The following is a 14961-nucleotide window of genomic DNA, read 5'->3' on the forward strand; positions in this document are numbered from 1 at the left end:
AAAATAAACCCGCCGAGATGGCGGGTTTATTGTTTCAGACCACAACGTTATCCATTAATCGTCTTCGTCGTCATCCAGTTCGACAGGTGTTTCATAGTCGTTCGGTTTTATCGCCAGCAAATCACAGCGCAGGTGATCGATAACCTGTTCCGCTGTATTGCCAAGGAATGCCGCAGAAAGTCCTGTACGACCAACCGTACCCAATACGACCACACCGGCTTCAAGATGCTCCGCAAGATCAGGGATGACTTCCTCCGGCAGCCCTTTTTCGACGTGGGTAAACTTCTCATCGATACCATATTTCTGACGCAACGCTTTCATTGCCAGCAGATGCTGACCGCGAATCGCATCGTTATATACGCTCGGATCAAAATCGGGCAGTTCAATGGCAATGTTGATAGGCGTAACAGGATAGGCACCAATTAAATGCACTTCGGTATGGTTAACCAGTTCCGCCAGCTCCAGCGTCTCTTTAACCAGTCTGTCGTTGAGGGCGTTGTGGTAGGGCTCTTCGCTGGCCAGATTGACCGCCACCAGCGCTTTACCGCCTTCAGGCCACGGTTGGTCTTTTACCATCCACACGGGGCATGGGCATTTACGTAGCAGGTGCCAGTCGGTTGGGGTAAAAATAACAGATTCGAGTTTGTCGTGCTGGTGCGCCATCTTCAGCAGTAAATCGTGATTGCCGCTAATGACTTCCTGGATGATGGCTTCAAAGGGACGGTTGTGCCAAACCACTTTGATCTCAATCGGCACGCCTGCTTCAATATAGTATTTCGCCTGTTCGCGGATCCATGCGGCACGTTGGCTAATGACCCCCTGGCGCATCGCTGTTCTCTCATCGGGGGACAGCAGCGTCGTCATCTCATACGAAAAATCATAGATAGGCAAAAATGCCTTTATGGTGCCACCAATCCGTTGATGTAGATAAACGGCACGCCGCAATGCGGGCTGATCGTCCTGGTTAGGATCGATGGCTACCAGCATGTTTTGATACTTGGCCATACAGGGTCTCCTTACAACTGTAACCTCAGTTCGTCTTTAAAAGATAACTCATATGGAGTGAATGAAACAGGGGAGAACCTTCGCAAGATCAATAAATCAGGAAAATTTAATAAAGACGGGAGGATAAATCTGAAGGGAATTAATGCAGTGAGAAAAAACGCGATCATCCTGGAGAAACAAAAAGGCCGCATCGCTGCGACCCTGATATTTCCGCATTTACGCGTGCAGAAACGCTCTCATTACCCATGCGACCGCGATGCAACCGAGGGTCCATTGCACAACAAAACTCATATCCACAACCAACTTTTTATTTTCCGGCCCGGCGGCCCAATGACTATTTCTGCGTGTAACGCGCAGATACAGCGGGTTAAGGTACTGCTGACTGTGATCAAGATCCACTTTTTTGGCATGTTTTCGGAAACATAAACATGAATTTTCCTCATGTATGCTGAATTTTCCTCGTTTGTCAGTCAACGCCGTCTGTGTGAAGGTGGACGTATGGCCATCCAGAAGTCTTTATTTATAATATCAATAATCACGTTCAGCAACGGTTAACTGGACGTCATGGAGATCACATGCACAAACAACACGCTCCCTTCCGCGCCGATGTCGTGGGTAGTTTTTTACGTCCGGATACCATTAAGCTCGCTCGCCAGCAATTTGCGCGGGGTGAAATCAGTGCACAGCAGTTACGGCAGGTGGAAGATGAGGCGATTCGTCATGTAGTCGAACAACAATGCTCATGCGGTCTGCACATAGTTACCGACGGGGAATTCCGTCGCGCATGGTGGCACTTTGACTTCTTCGATGGCCTTCAGGGCGTCGAACGTTATGACTCTCAGCAGGGCATTCAGTTTAATGGCGTGCAAACCAAAGCGCACGGGGTTCGCGTGATTGGTAAACTGGGTTTTGGTGAGCATCCGATGCTCAATGATTTCCGTTATCTGAAAAGCGTCAGCGGGCGCGCAACGCCAAAAATGACTATTCCAAGCCCCAGTGTGCTTCATTTCCGTGGTGGTCGTAAGGATATTGATGCCACTGTCTATCCTGACCTCGAGGCTTATTTCGACGATTTGGCGGCCACCTGGCGCGACGCGATTCAGGCGTTCTATGCTGCCGGTTGTCGTTATTTACAGCTTGATGACACGGTATGGGCCTATTTATGTTCAGACGCGCAACGCCAGCAAATTCGCGAACGGGGGGAAGACCCGGACGAACTCGCACGTATTTATGCTCGCGTGATTAATAATGCGCTGGAGAATAAACCGTCTGACCTGATAATTGGCCTGCATGTTTGTCGGGGTAATTTCCGTTCAACCTGGATTTCAGAGGGTGGCTATGAGCCCGTTGCGGAAATATTATTTGGCAGCGTCAATGTTGATGCTTTTTACCTGGAATATGACAATGACCGCTCCGGGGATTTCGCACCACTGCGTTTTGTCCGTCCAGGACACCAGCAGGTCGTGCTGGGGCTGGTGACGACCAAAAATGGTGAGCTGGAAAACCCGGAAGGAATTAAGGCTCGCTTAGAGGAAGCATCTCAGTATGTGGCGAAAAATCAACTTTGCCTCAGCCCGCAGTGTGGTTTTGCTTCAACGGAAGAAGGGAATAGCCTGACGCAGGCGCAGCAGTGGGACAAAATTAAATTGATTACTGAAATTGCAGAACAGGTCTGGTAATTGTCTCTTGTATATCATGATGCCGCACAGCGATGCGGCTTTTTTATTTTTAAGAAATACCCTATAAAATATTATGCGGTTGAAATAGCCATGCAACTAATATAACAGACATAGTTCGAGTTGGTTAAAATAATTATTCCGATAGTTATTTACGAATATACAGAACGGCGGCTGCAAGATAACTTTGTTCCAGACCCACAGAGGTTGGCACGATAAAAGAGATGGCAGAGAGCCTAACAACGTATATCCCATCGACTATACTGCATCTGACCTGAACGCTTTCCCGCTACTTTTTGCAACGGGCAAACGCGAGTATTAATAGACAATACCTTCATCTTCCCGCGTACCACTTTATTTTAACGGCAGTTAATCGACACAAGGGGTTCATTTATGGCATTCGTAACGACTCAAGATGGCGTCAACATTTTCTTCAAAGATTGGGGCCCGAAAGAGGCACAACCGATTGTTTTCCATCATGGTTGGCCGTTAAGCGCTGATGACTGGGACAACCAGATGCTGTTTTTCCTCGCCGAAGGGTTCCGGGTTATCGCTATCGACCGTCGTGGGCATGGCCGTTCTGACCAGGTGAGTGAAGGGCACGACATGGATCACTACGCTGCTGACGCTTCAGCTGTCGTTGAACATCTTGATCTGCATAATGCTGTGCATGTTGGGCACTCAACCGGTGGTGGTCAGGTGGCGCGTTATGTGGCGAAGTTTGGTCAGCCTCAGGGACGTGTAGCGAAAGCCGTTCTGGTCAGCGCGGTTCCGCCGTTAATGGTGAAAACCGCGGCGAATCCGGGCGGTACGCCTGTTGAAGTTTTTGATGGCTTCCGTAAAGCACTGGCAGCGAACCGCGCGCAGTTTTATCTCGACGTCGCATCTGGCCCGTTCTACGGTTTTAACCGTGAGGGCGCGCAAGTGTCTCAGGGGACAATCCAGAACTGGTGGCGTCAGGGGATGATCGGTAGCGCCAAGGCGCATTATGAAGGTATCAAAGCGTTTTCAGAAACCGATCAAACGGAAGATCTGAAAGCGATCACCGTACCGGTGCTGGTGCTTCAGGGCGATGACGACCAGGTTGTGCCGTATAAAAACGCGGCTATTTTGCAGGACCAGCTGCTGAGCAACAGCACGCTACGCATTTATCCAGGTTACCCGCACGGTATGCACACCACGCATGCGGATGTGATTAATGCGGATATCCTGAAGTTTATTCGCGGCTAATTGCCTGATGGTGTTGCGCTTATCAGCGTTTGCTGGCTGAATAAAAAAAGGGAAGCGAAATGCTTCCCTTATTTAATGCGTAAAACAAAACACATCAGGCGACGTTACGTGTGTGCCCCGCGAGAACCGCCAGCGCATCGCTGTTCTCAATGGTGATGTATTTCCCTTTTACCGCCAGCATACCGCTTTTCTGGAAACGACCCAGCAGACGGCTGATAGTTTCAACGGTCAGACCAAGATAGTTACCGATATCACCACGCGTCATGGTCAGACGGAATTCTCGCGGAGAAAAACCACGCTGTGCAAAACGGCGAGAAAGGTTATAGATAAACGCCGCCAGGCGCTCTTCTGCATTCTTTTTGGAAAGCAGCAGAATCATGTCTTGATCGCCTTTGATCTCGCCGCTCATTAAACGCATCATCTGTTGACGCAGGTTCGGCATTTTCCCGGAAAGATCGTCAAGCGTCTCAAACGGAATCTCGCAGACCATTGACGTTTCCAGCGCCTGGGCAAAACTTGGGTGATGCCCGGTACCAATGGCGTCGAAACCAACCAGATCGCCCGCAAGATGGAAACCAGTAATCTGCTCATCACCTTGTTCGGTGATGGTGTAGCTCTTGATCGTGCCTGAACGGATCGCGTACAGAGACTTCAGCTCGTCACCCGCTTTGAACAGGGTCTGACCCTTCTGGATGGGCTTTTTACGCTCGATAATATTATCCAGCTGATCAAGCTCATGTTCATTAAGAGTGAACGGGATGCAAAGCTGGCTGATGCTGCAATCCTGACAGTGGATAGCACAACCGCCAGATTGAATGCGTCGTATAATTCGCTTTTCCGGGATCATAAGTCTGCTCAAGCCGTAATTGATATTGGTCAATTTTAACATCTTTTTGGTGAGCAGGTAAGTGGCGAAGTCCTGATTCACCCAATATTAAAAAGGTAAATAGTTTACGCATTTTATCTTATTGATAATTAGTATGTTATTTGGAGCTTTTAGGCTCTTATGCAATTAATGCTTCCTGAAAACGGCACAGAAGATCAAAGAAGGAGATAGCCTTCGTGGCGCAAAAGCCACTCTTTACGCTGAACCCCCCCCGCATATCCGGTCATGGTGCCGTTTCGCCCAATCACCCGATGGCAGGGAACCACAATACTGACCGGATTCGACCCATTGGCGGCACCTACCGCCCGGGCCGCGCCCGGACGTCCTAACTGCTCCGCCAGTTGACCATAGTGCATAACCTGGCCGCATGGGATGCTGCGTAGCGCCTGCCACACTTCGTGCTGAAATGCGGTTCCTGCTGTGGCAGTGGGTAAGGTTTCGATGACGCTCAGGTCACCCTCAAAATAGTCTGCCAGTTTACGACTCATCCCGCCGGGGTTTTGCGCCGCAATTCGCGTGTAGCCTTCGGCGCGATAGTGAATGTCGAGCAACTGCTCCATGCGATCGCTGTGTTCTTCCCACTCAATGGCACGCAGGTGAAATGTTTCGTCACAGAGGACCCACAGTGGCCCAAGCGGTGTGGCGATTTTATCTTCAAGCAAGGTTAGCATAGGGTATCTGCCTGTTGTTAAAGCATAAGTTGAGTCCACAATATCATGTGGTCTGAACGAGAGGTATACCTCTGAATTGTCAATTGCCAGGAAAGGTTGGGGGGCTAAGGGCGGGGAAGAAAAACAGGGATTCGATGACATCCTCGAACCCCACAGTAAACAGCCGGGTGTCTCCAACCGGTCTCCGCATTTTTATCCGTATTGCAGATAATCTAGTTATAGCGTTTTTTTTCTCAATTGCGAGCTAATTTAGAGTGATTTTATTCACACATATGCAACAAAAACAAAACATTAGCATCATTAAAGTATTCCTTTAGCCGCGCTGGATATTTCGACGGATCAGTCAACGTATCATCACTTAAACGCTCCCGAACCTTCATGACGGCAAAACGCATTGAGAGGCGTGTTCTGCATCGCTATAGTAGGGCGTCCGATGCAAACTGGGAGATTCTCATGAACCTTGACGACAAATCGTTGTTTCTTGACGCCATGGAGGATGTCCAGCCGCTGAAACGCGCACAGGATGTACACTGGCAACCTGCCCGCAATGCACGAGCGCCACAGCGCATTGATACTCTGCAACTTGATAACTTTCTGACGACCGGCTTTCTTGACATCGTCCCGCTCTCCACGCCGCTGGAATTCAAACGCGAAGGGCTACAAATTGGCGTACTCGACAAACTCCGCCAGGGCAAATACAGCCAACAAGCGAGCCTTAATCTGCTGCGCCAACCGGTAGAGCAGTGCCGGCAGAACCTTTACGCGTTTATTCTGGCAGCGCAAAAAGAGGGGCTACGTAATCTGTTGATTATTCACGGTAAAGGCAAGGAAGAAAACTCACACGCCAATATTGTGCGTAGCTATCTGGCGCGCTGGCTGACGGAATTTGATGACGTCCAGGCCTTCTGTAGCGCACTGCCGCATCATGGCGGCAGCGGGGCGTGCTATGTGGCGCTGCGTAAATCGGAAGCCGCGAAACAGGACAACTGGGAGCGCCACGCCAAACGCAGCCGTTAGCGTAGCAGCAAGGAGAGTTCTGTCGCGGCTTTTTGCAGCTCCGGCAGAATGCGCGACAATAACTCCTCCGCTGACACCTGTCCGGCGTGCACGCCGACATTCAGCGCGGCTTCTACCTGGCCTTGTGGGTTGAACAGTGGCACCGCCAGCGAACGTAGCCCCATTTCCAGCTCCTGATCGTTCAGTGCGTATCCCTGCTGGCGCACCCGTTTTAGCTCGCTTTTCAACTTACTCACTGAGGAAATCGTCTGCTGTGTATAGCGGATCATAGTGACTCGCGCCAGCATATCATTGAGTTTCTCTTCGGGCTGGTAGCTTAATAGCACGCGCCCCATTGATGTAGACCAGGCGGGCAGGCGGCTGCCGATATCCAGATCAATCGTCATGATGCGCGAACTGGATGCCCTGGCGATATAAAGGATGTCGTCACCGTCCAGCGTGGCAATGGAGCATGATTCATTGAGCATGTCGCTCAAGTGTTTCAGCACCGGCTGCGCTGAACGTGCCAGCGGTGTCGAGGCCAGCCAGGCGTGGCCGAGCGACAAAATTCGCGGACGCAGCTGAAAGTTTTTGCCATCTTCGGCATAGACAAACCCCAGCTTACCCAATGTATACAAACAACGACGCACGGCGGCGCGTGGAATGCCGGTTTTCTGGCTAATCTGGGAAATGGACATCAAACGCCGCTGCGGGGTAAAAGCCTGAATCACTTCCAGGCCGCGTGCCAGCGACGCCATAAAATTCGGATCGCCCTTAAACGGATCGCTATCGCCCGTCAGAATATCGTCTGGATGTTTCTCCATTTTTCTCTCCGTATTTGCCATCGATCACATTCTTTCGCTAAAGATACATGATGTTCGATTATCGCACCATATTTCGATTATCGCCCTTGACCGACATCGTTAAGCGGGTCACATTTTGTTCGAACAACGAATACAAGTGCGATAACCGCACATCAAGGAGCAACCTGATGATTGATAAAAGTGTATCGACACTGATCGATGCCGTGGCGGGGATCCCCGATGGGGCGACCATCATGATTGGCGGTTTTGGCCCCGCCGGACAACCGACTTACCTGATAGACGCGTTAATTGAACAGGGCGCGCGCGACCTGACCATCATCAACAACAACGCGGGTAACGGTGAAATTGGCCTCGCGGCGCTGCTCAAAGCGGGCCGTGTACGCAAAATGATCTGCTCATTTCCGCGCCAGGTCGATTCGCAGATTTTCGATGACCTTTATCGCCGTGGCAAAGTGGAACTGGAGCTGGTGCCGCAAGGCAATCTGGCGGCGCGCATTCAGGCTGCAGGTTCCGGTCTGGGGGCGGTGTTTACCCCAACCGGTTATGGCACACCGCTGGCCGAAGGCAAAGAAACGCGTGAAATCGATGGGCGCCACTACGTGCTGGAATATCCGATTAAAGCGGACTATGCGCTGATAAAAGCGCATCAGGCGGATCGCTGGGGCAATCTGGTGTATCGCAAAGCGGCGCGGAATTTCGGGCCAATTATGGCGACGGCGGCCAAAACCACCGTGGTGGAAGTATCGAATCTGGTCACGCTCGGTGAACTGGACCCGGAAAACATTATCACCCCGGGGATTTTTGTTCAGCGCGTCTTCTCGCTGGAAAATCTTACCACCCACGCGCAGCGCGCATAAGGAGCCTTCAATGCAAAAATTGTCTCGTGACGATATGGCGAAACGCGTCGCTCAGGATATCCCGGAAGGGGCTTACGTGAATCTCGGTATTGGCCTGCCAACGCGTATCGCCAACTATCTGCCGGCAGATATAGAAATTTTCCTGCACAGCGAAAATGGCCTGCTGGGCATGGGGCCAAAACCGCAGCCGGGTGAAGAAGATCCTGAGTTGATTAATGCGGGCAAAGAGTATGTCACGCTTTTGCAGGGCGGCTGCTTTTTCCATCACGGCGACTCGTTTGCCATGATGCGCGGTGGGCATCTGGATATTTGCGTACTTGGCGCGTATCAGGTTTCGGCCAGCGGAGACCTCGCGAACTGGAGCACCGGCGCTCCGGATGCCATTCCGGCGGTAGGGGGGGCGATGGATCTGGCTATCGGTGCGCGTCAGGTCTTCGTCATGATGGATCACCTCACGCGCGAAGGTGAGTGCAAACTGGTACAGCACTGTACTTATCCGCTAACCGGTGTTGGTTGCGTCAGCCGCATTTATACCGACCTCGCGGTCATCGATATCACCGCAAAAGGCCCGGTGGTACGAGAAATTTTCAATGACCTCTCTTTTGACGAGCTGCAGCGCGTCACCCCGGTCAAACTGATTAACCAACAAGTGGCGGAAACCGCGTAAGGAACTATGATGAATCAAGCATTTATCTGCGATGCGGTGCGCACACCGTTTGGTCGTTTCGGTGGTACGTTAGCCAGCGTTCGTGCGGACGATCTTGGCGCATTACCACTAAAAGCCCTGCTGGAACGCAACCGTGGCCTCGACCCGGCACGTATCGACGATGTGATTTACGGCTGTGCTAACCAGGCGGGGGAAGATAACCGCAACGTAGCGCGAATGGCGTTATTGCTGGCCGGTTATCCCGAAACAGTGCCGGGCAGCACGATTAACCGTTTGTGTGGCTCAAGCCTTGACGCCATTGGTGTGGCGGCGCGCGCCATTAAAAGTGGTGAAACGCAGCTAATGATCGCAGGGGGTGTAGAAAGCATGTCGCGCGCGCCTTTCGTAATGGGCAAGGCGGAAAGCGCGTTCAGCCGCAGCATGAAAATGGAAGATACCACAATTGGCTGGCGCTTCATTAATGCTCAGATGAAAGCGCTTTACGGCGTGGATTCGATGCCGGAGACGGCGGAAAACGTGGCGACGGAGTTTGGTATATCTCGTGCCGATCAGGACGCCTTCGCGTTACGCAGCCAGTTGCGCACCGCACAGTCACAGGCGAACGGTATCTTTACCGACGAACTCATTGCGGTTTCCATTCCACAGCGCAAAGGCGAGCCGCTGAGTTTTACCCAGGATGAACATCCGCGCAGTACTTCACTGGAGGCGCTGACAAAACTGAAAGGCGTGGTTCGCGCAGACGGTACGGTGACGGCGGGGAATGCCTCCGGGGTCAATGACGGAGCCTGTGCACTGCTGCTGGCAAGCGAACAGGCGCTGGCGCAGAACGATTTACAGCCACTGGCTCGCGTGGTTGGCGTGGCAACGGCAGGCGTCGCGCCACGGATCATGGGCTTTGGCCCGGCTCCGGCGGTGCGTAAAGTTCTCGCACAAACCGGGTTAACGCTTGACCAGATGGATGTGATAGAACTGAATGAAGCTTTTGCCGCACAGGCCCTGGCGGTACTGCGCGATCTGGGTTTACCGGACGATGCGCCACACGTTAACCCGCATGGCGGCGCGATTGCGCTTGGTCACCCGCTGGGCGCATCTGGCGGTCGTTTGGCGATGACTGCGGCGTATCAGTTGCGTCGTACCGGTGGGCGCTACGCACTGTGCACCATGTGTATTGGTGTCGGTCAGGGGATTGCGCTGATCATTGAACGCGTTTAAGGAGCAGGAATGAGTTTGTTGACCCCGTTATTGCGCTCAGGCGCGATAACGTGTCTTTTCAGCGATGAACAGGTGGTGCAGGGGATGCTGGAGTTTGAGGCCGCGCTGGCGCGGGCTCAGGCCCGGTGCGGTGTGATTCCGGCTTCTGCAGTAGCACCTATCGTTACTGCCTGTCACTTCCACAACATCGACTTTCCGTCGCTGGCTGCTGCTGCTGCCAATGCCGGAAATCTGGCGATTCCCCTGGTTAAACAACTCACTCAGAAGGTGAAGACGCAGGACGTCGATGCGGCTCGCTATGTGCACTGGGGGGCAACCAGTCAGGATGCCATTGACACCGGGCTGGTGCTGCAATTACGTGCGGCGTTAACGCAAACCGACCACGATCTCGCGGCGCTTATCGCCATTCTGGCGCAGCAGGTCGAGCGCCATCGCACCACGATTATGCCAGGGCGCACCTGGATGCAGCACGCGCTTCCCATCACTTTCGGGCTGAAGCTCGCCGGAACCCTTGATGCGCTATTGCGCTGGCAGGAAAGATTAACTCAGCTCCGACCACGTGTACTGGTCCTTCAGCTTGGCGGTGCGGCGGGAACGCTCGCATCGCTAAACGCCGCGGGGCCACAGGTGGGCGACGCGCTGGCGCAAACACTGGATTTGGCGCTTGCCGACACCCCGTGGCACAGCCAGCGCGACAGATTGTTGGAAGTCGGTGCATGGTACGCCGGGCTTTGCGGCACGCTGGCAAAATTCGCTAACGATTTCTCTTTATTAATGCAGACTGAAGTGGCAGAAGTGAGCGAGCCCATTGCTGAAGGGCGCGGCGGCTCATCGGCGATGCCACATAAACGCAACCCGGTAAGCTGTGCGGCGATCCTGACGGCGGCGCAGCGCACACCGGGTCTGATGGCGACGCTCTATGCCAGCCAGATTCAGCAGCATGAACGTGCGCTCGGCGGCTGGCAGGCGGAGTGGGAAGTGCTTCCTGAACTCATTTCACTAGCGGGTGGGGTGATGGCGCAAAGCGATTACCTGTTGCGCGGGATGCAGGTCAATGCAGACAAAATGCGTGCCGACCTTGACATCACCCATGGCCTGATTATGGCGGAAGTCGTCACACTGGCGCTGGCTGAATTTATGGGTAAAGCCGATGCGCATCATCTAGTTGAAAAGCATTGTCATCAGGCTATCGATCGGCATCAATCGCTGATTGAGCTATTACAAAATGACCCACTGATAAGCCAACACCTCTCTGCGTCAACGCTGGCGCAACTGCTTGACCCGGCCACTGCGCTGGGCAGCAGTGACCATTTTGTGCGCCAGGTGCTGGCGCGTTACAAGGAGCAGTATCATGAACATTCACTATCAAATTGACGGGCCACAAGATGCGCCTGTGATTGTCCTTTCCAACTCCCTGGGTACCTCGCTTTCTATGTGGGAGCCGCAGCTCGCCGCATTAACACAACAGTTTCGCGTGCTGCGTTACGATACACACGGTCACGGTCAGACGACAAAACGCGGGAAAGTGACCCTCGCGCAACTGGGCGAAGACGTGATATCGCTGCTCGATCATCTCAATATCGCGAAAGCCCATTTTTGCGGCATCTCAATGGGGGGGCTGACGGGCATCTGGCTGGCGCGTTTTGCGCCGGAGCGTTTTTACTCCGTGAGTGTGGCAAATACTGCAGCGAAAATTGGCGAACAGTCAGCCTGGCTTTCACGTGCGCGTACGGTGCGGGAAGAGGGCATGGATGTGGTGGCGGCCGGTTCAGCGGACCGCTGGTTTACCCACGCGTTTCGCCAACATGAACCTGAAACGGTCGAGCAACTGGTGCATCAACTCGCCCGCTCGGAAGCGGAAGGCTACGCCGAATGCTGTGAAGCGTTGGCCGCTGCCGATTTGCGCGGTGAAGTGGCAGAGATTCGTGTGCCGATGCTGATTATCGCCGGTGAGCACGATCCGGTGACGACCGTGGCCGATGCGGATTTTCTGCATCAGCATATTTCCGGCTCACAAGAAATCACGCTTGCTGCATCACACCTCTCTAACGTCGAAGCGGCTGCGGCGTTTACAGAATCCCTGGCGGCATTTGTACGGGGGCAGAATGGACGATAAATCACGTTACGACCAGGGGATGAACGTGCGGCGTAAAGTGCTGGGCGATGCTCACGTTAATCGTTCTCTTGAGAGCCTTCAGCCCTTAAACGGTGAGTTCCAGGACTTTATTACCCGCTACGCATGGGGTGATATCTGGACGCGCGAAGGGCTGAATCATCACACACGCAGTATGATAACCATTGCCATGCTGATTGCGCTTAACCGTGAGGCCGAGCTTAAAATGCATCTTCGCGCCGCGTTCAACAACGGCGTGACGCGTGATGAACTTAAAGAGTTGATTATGCATTCTGCCCTCTACTGCGGTTTGCCAGCGGCCAACGCCACGATGCACCTGGCGCAGCAGGTGTTCGATGAACTCGACGCACAGGTTCGTTAAATGGCGTAAAAAAGCCAGCCCATAGTGGCTGGCGTTATCATGGCGTGGGGATTATTCCCTGCTATGACCGTGCAATTGATGCTGCGTCGTGGCGCTTTTGCTATCAGTGGCGATGGTCAGATAATGGTCCGCGACGCCCGCAACCACAATCAGTAGTAAAAGTACTATTGATGCTGCTTTTAACCGCCTCCGTTCCCTGATTCGGCGTTGATGTGTCACGTTAATAACCGGTTCCGCCAGACGCACGTGGAGCGACGCTCCGCAAGTTGGCAGATAACCGAGTGCTCATGCTAATCATTACTTCATTAAACCCAGTTCGTAATGCGATGGTGCAGGTTTGCTCTATGGCAATTCATTAGTCTTGTGAATGCTCCATGAAAACTGACGCGATGTCCATATTTAGCTTAAGTATCATTGCCACTCCTCTTTTAATTGCGCAGTAATCAGGCACTTTTCCTGGTTATCACGTGCTGTGTGGTTTTGTGATCGTCCAGGAGTTGCGATGGGAAGGAATAACGCATAGTACGCGCGACAGTCAGCAAGGAGGCACGAACAAAAATGACGGTATTTGAAAAAATGATGATGGTATATCTGGCGATCGGCGTCGTGAGTGGCGTTACAACCTGGTATCTGGCCCGCGATAAGCCAGGTATTCGCCTGATTTGCGCGCTGCTCATTGGCGCAACCTGGCCGCTGAGCTTCCCCGTGGCGCTGCTATTTTCAGTCTTTTAGGCTTGAACCGCTGTTTTGACATATCAGGAACAACGTGCGAGGATCTGCGCCGTTATTAATTCTGGTATTCGAATTTGTTATGAATAAGACGGTATTTTGCGCCATTGCATTGATGGTGGTTATTGGGGTTGGAACACATGTTTCCGCTCATCGCGCGGTAGATTGTACACAACAGGGTGGCGCTGAAGCAGCTTGCGTGGCCTCGGTATGGGATATGGAAAAGGTCAATCCTCTTCCACAGTACAATCCGGATAATGGCGCACTGGAATCCACGTCAAAAACCGTATATACCTCTGCTTTTTCAGTCCGTTAAGCAGCAAAAATCAAAAGCAGACAGCACACTGCTTTTGATTTTTTGCAGCTAAACCCTTAAGACAGCCAGCTAAAGCGTGCGAGCAGCAACGAAGCCAGACCGACTGCTGCGACGACATTAATCAAGACAACGGTTTTGCTTGAGACGTCCATTATTATGCCCTTTGTGAGTTAACCAGAGGATTTATAGTCCGCATTTATCAGTTTCGCAATACTATTAAATGGTGGTTATGTATATAAAGCGGTGAACGAAACGGCAAATACTCCGTCTGTACTCCGTTAGTCGAACTTGATCTACATCAAAAAAAATAGCATATTGCGCGCGGTTGTTAATTTATTATGTGGGCAATTTGGATGACGCTGTACCAGAATATGCTGATTTTCTACGCCGTGATGGCGACTCTCTGTGCTTTTATCACCTGGTTCCTGACCAAAGAAACTCCCACCGTTCGTCTGATGGCAACCGTATTGATCGGCGCGACCTGGCCATTTAGCTTCCCCGTTGCCCTGATGCTCTCATTGTTCTGATTCCGGACAACCTGCTGGTAACCTAATGCGTGGTACTGTATAAAATTACAGTCATCCATCAGGAGGTTACCCATGAAGTCTTTTTACTCGATCATTGCCGGTGCCACCGTTCGCTTTCATGACTTACCGGGTCAAGGCGTTCCTGTCGTTTTTATTCACGGCCTCGGCTGTGCTTCTTCCTACGAATATCCCCGTATTGTTGCTGATGAAGCCTTCCGCAACCGTCGCGCGTTGCTGATCGATCTTCCCGGTAGTGGTTACAGTGACAAACCGGCGGATTACTCGTTCAGCGTCAGCGCGCAGGCTCAGGTTATAGCTGAGCTTCTTACCCATTTGCACATCGATGACTGTTATCTCTATGGCCACAGTATGGGGGGCAGCATTGCGATTGAAGTGGCGCAGCTATTAGGAGACCGGGTGCGTACCCTGGTGGTTTCTGAGCCCAATTTTTATCCCGGAGGCGGTATGTTCAGCTGCAAGATTGTTGAACAGACGGAAGCTGCATTTATTGCTACCGGTTTTACCCGGTTAGTCGCGGCAGAAACCACGCCGTGGGCCGGCTGTGTGCAGAACACGGCTCCCTGGGCGTTATGGCGTGCGGCGAAGAGCCTTGTCGACGGTGTATCGCCTGACTGGATGTCACGTTTTCTGGCGCTGAAGTGCGCAAAAGCGCTAATTTATGGTGCGCATTCACTCCCCGCTTCGGATGCGGATGAAGTAGCCGCTGCGGGTATACCGTTGCACATTATTCCTGATGCCGGGCACTGTATGTCATGGGAAAACCCGTCCCTGTTGGCGGAGTCGCTGGATGCTATCTTCTCAGCGACGCAGAACAAACACTCCGGCCCGTAGGCCGAAGTAAGGGCATAA

19 protein-coding genes are annotated in these 14961 nt (G+C 52.6%); 14 read left to right on the forward strand and 5 right to left on the reverse strand.

Annotation, left to right across the window (positions count from 1 at the left end; translation table 11 throughout):
• Positions 1-54: 54 nt before the first annotated feature.
• Positions 55-1005 (reverse strand): universal stress protein UspE, encoded by a 951-nt coding sequence (gene uspE, locus NMC31_RS16070; RefSeq protein ID WP_149462590.1) that lies wholly within the window; start codon positions 1003-1005, stop codon positions 55-57.
• A 57-nt stretch (positions 1006-1062) separates the two neighbouring features.
• Here uspE and NMC31_RS16075 point away from each other — a divergent pair, with 57 nt between their 5' ends.
• The 3 genes from NMC31_RS16075 to NMC31_RS16085 all read left to right on the forward strand — a co-directional run bounded on the left by NMC31_RS16075 (position 1063) and on the right by NMC31_RS16085 (position 3911).
• The gene (locus NMC31_RS16075; RefSeq protein ID WP_253898465.1) at positions 1063-1431 is read left to right on the forward strand and encodes a hypothetical protein; all 369 of its coding nucleotides are present in this window, start codon (positions 1063-1065) and stop codon (positions 1429-1431) included.
• Between the two features lie 149 nt (positions 1432-1580).
• Positions 1581-2684 (forward strand): cobalamin-independent methionine synthase II family protein, encoded by a 1104-nt coding sequence (locus NMC31_RS16080; RefSeq protein ID WP_253898466.1) that lies wholly within the window; start codon positions 1581-1583, stop codon positions 2682-2684.
• Positions 2685-3074: 390 nt separating this feature from the next.
• Entirely contained in the window at positions 3075-3911 is an 837-nt protein-coding gene (locus tag NMC31_RS16085) for an alpha/beta fold hydrolase (RefSeq protein WP_253898467.1), read from the forward strand.
• Positions 3912-4005: 94 nt separating this feature from the next.
• Here NMC31_RS16085 and fnr read toward each other — a convergent pair whose 3' ends face one another.
• Entirely contained in the window at positions 4006-4758 is a 753-nt protein-coding gene (gene fnr, locus NMC31_RS16090; RefSeq protein WP_015964308.1) for a fumarate/nitrate reduction transcriptional regulator Fnr, read from the reverse strand.
• Between the two features lie 194 nt (positions 4759-4952).
• The gene (gene ogt / locus NMC31_RS16095) at positions 4953-5468 is read right to left on the reverse strand and encodes a methylated-DNA--[protein]-cysteine S-methyltransferase (protein WP_253898468.1); all 516 of its coding nucleotides are present in this window, start codon (positions 5466-5468) and stop codon (positions 4953-4955) included.
• A 453-nt stretch (positions 5469-5921) separates the two neighbouring features.
• Here ogt and smrA point away from each other — a divergent pair, with 453 nt between their 5' ends.
• On the forward strand, positions 5922-6485 hold the full coding sequence (smrA, locus tag NMC31_RS16100) for a DNA endonuclease SmrA (RefSeq protein WP_149462585.1): 564 nt from the start codon (positions 5922-5924) through the stop codon (positions 6483-6485).
• On the opposite strand, the gene NMC31_RS16105 is transcribed toward smrA, so the two are convergent.
• A complete protein-coding gene (locus NMC31_RS16105; protein WP_149462584.1) occupies positions 6482-7288 on the reverse strand; it encodes an IclR family transcriptional regulator domain-containing protein in 807 nt (268 codons plus the stop codon). The two genes, smrA and NMC31_RS16105, sit on opposite strands and share 4 nt — an antisense overlap.
• A gap of 167 nt (positions 7289-7455) precedes the next feature.
• On the opposite strand from NMC31_RS16105, the gene NMC31_RS16110 reads away from it, so the two are divergent.
• From NMC31_RS16110 to NMC31_RS16145, 8 genes are all read left to right on the forward strand, one after another.
• Positions 7456-8145, forward strand: coding sequence for a 3-oxoacid CoA-transferase subunit A (locus NMC31_RS16110; protein WP_253898469.1), 690 nt, complete (start codon positions 7456-7458; stop codon positions 8143-8145).
• A 10-nt stretch (positions 8146-8155) separates the two neighbouring features.
• The gene (locus tag NMC31_RS16115) at positions 8156-8812 is read left to right on the forward strand and encodes a 3-oxoacid CoA-transferase subunit B (protein ID WP_253898470.1); all 657 of its coding nucleotides are present in this window, start codon (positions 8156-8158) and stop codon (positions 8810-8812) included.
• Between the two features lie 9 nt (positions 8813-8821).
• Positions 8822-10024: a 3-oxoadipyl-CoA thiolase gene (gene pcaF / locus NMC31_RS16120; protein WP_253898492.1), complete on the forward strand. Its 1203-nt coding sequence runs from the start codon at positions 8822-8824 to the stop codon at positions 10022-10024.
• A gap of 9 nt (positions 10025-10033) precedes the next feature.
• Positions 10034-11398, forward strand: coding sequence for a 3-carboxy-cis,cis-muconate cycloisomerase (locus NMC31_RS16125; RefSeq protein ID WP_253898471.1), 1365 nt, complete (start codon positions 10034-10036; stop codon positions 11396-11398).
• Complete coding sequence (gene pcaD / locus NMC31_RS16130; RefSeq protein WP_149462580.1) at positions 11376-12140, forward strand: 3-oxoadipate enol-lactonase; 765 nt, start codon at positions 11376-11378, stop codon at positions 12138-12140. The genes NMC31_RS16125 and pcaD overlap by 23 nt, the downstream gene beginning before the upstream one ends.
• On the forward strand, positions 12130-12519 hold the full coding sequence (gene pcaC / locus NMC31_RS16135) for a 4-carboxymuconolactone decarboxylase (protein WP_253898472.1): 390 nt from the start codon (positions 12130-12132) through the stop codon (positions 12517-12519). Before pcaD ends, pcaC begins: the two co-directional genes overlap by 11 nt.
• A gap of 558 nt (positions 12520-13077) precedes the next feature.
• Positions 13078-13251, forward strand: coding sequence for a GhoT/OrtT family toxin (locus tag NMC31_RS16140; RefSeq protein WP_253898473.1), 174 nt, complete (start codon positions 13078-13080; stop codon positions 13249-13251).
• Between the two features lie 79 nt (positions 13252-13330).
• On the forward strand, positions 13331-13564 hold the full coding sequence (locus NMC31_RS16145) for a hypothetical protein (RefSeq protein WP_253898474.1): 234 nt from the start codon (positions 13331-13333) through the stop codon (positions 13562-13564).
• Positions 13565-13620: 56 nt separating this feature from the next.
• Here NMC31_RS16145 and yncL read toward each other — a convergent pair whose 3' ends face one another.
• A complete protein-coding gene (gene yncL / locus NMC31_RS16150) occupies positions 13621-13716 on the reverse strand; it encodes a stress response membrane protein YncL (protein WP_015964321.1) in 96 nt (31 codons plus the stop codon).
• 201 nt (positions 13717-13917) lie between these two features.
• On the opposite strand from yncL, the gene NMC31_RS16155 reads away from it, so the two are divergent.
• On the forward strand, positions 13918-14091 hold the full coding sequence (locus NMC31_RS16155; protein WP_071843511.1) for a GhoT/OrtT family toxin: 174 nt from the start codon (positions 13918-13920) through the stop codon (positions 14089-14091).
• 72 nt (positions 14092-14163) lie between these two features.
• On the forward strand, positions 14164-14943 hold the full coding sequence (locus NMC31_RS16160) for an alpha/beta fold hydrolase (protein WP_253898475.1): 780 nt from the start codon (positions 14164-14166) through the stop codon (positions 14941-14943).
• The last annotated feature ends 18 nt before the right edge of the window (positions 14944-14961 follow it).

The organism is Pseudocitrobacter vendiensis (genome assembly GCF_943590815.1).
GTDB classification, from domain to species: domain Bacteria; phylum Pseudomonadota; class Gammaproteobacteria; order Enterobacterales; family Enterobacteriaceae; genus Pseudocitrobacter; species Pseudocitrobacter vendiensis.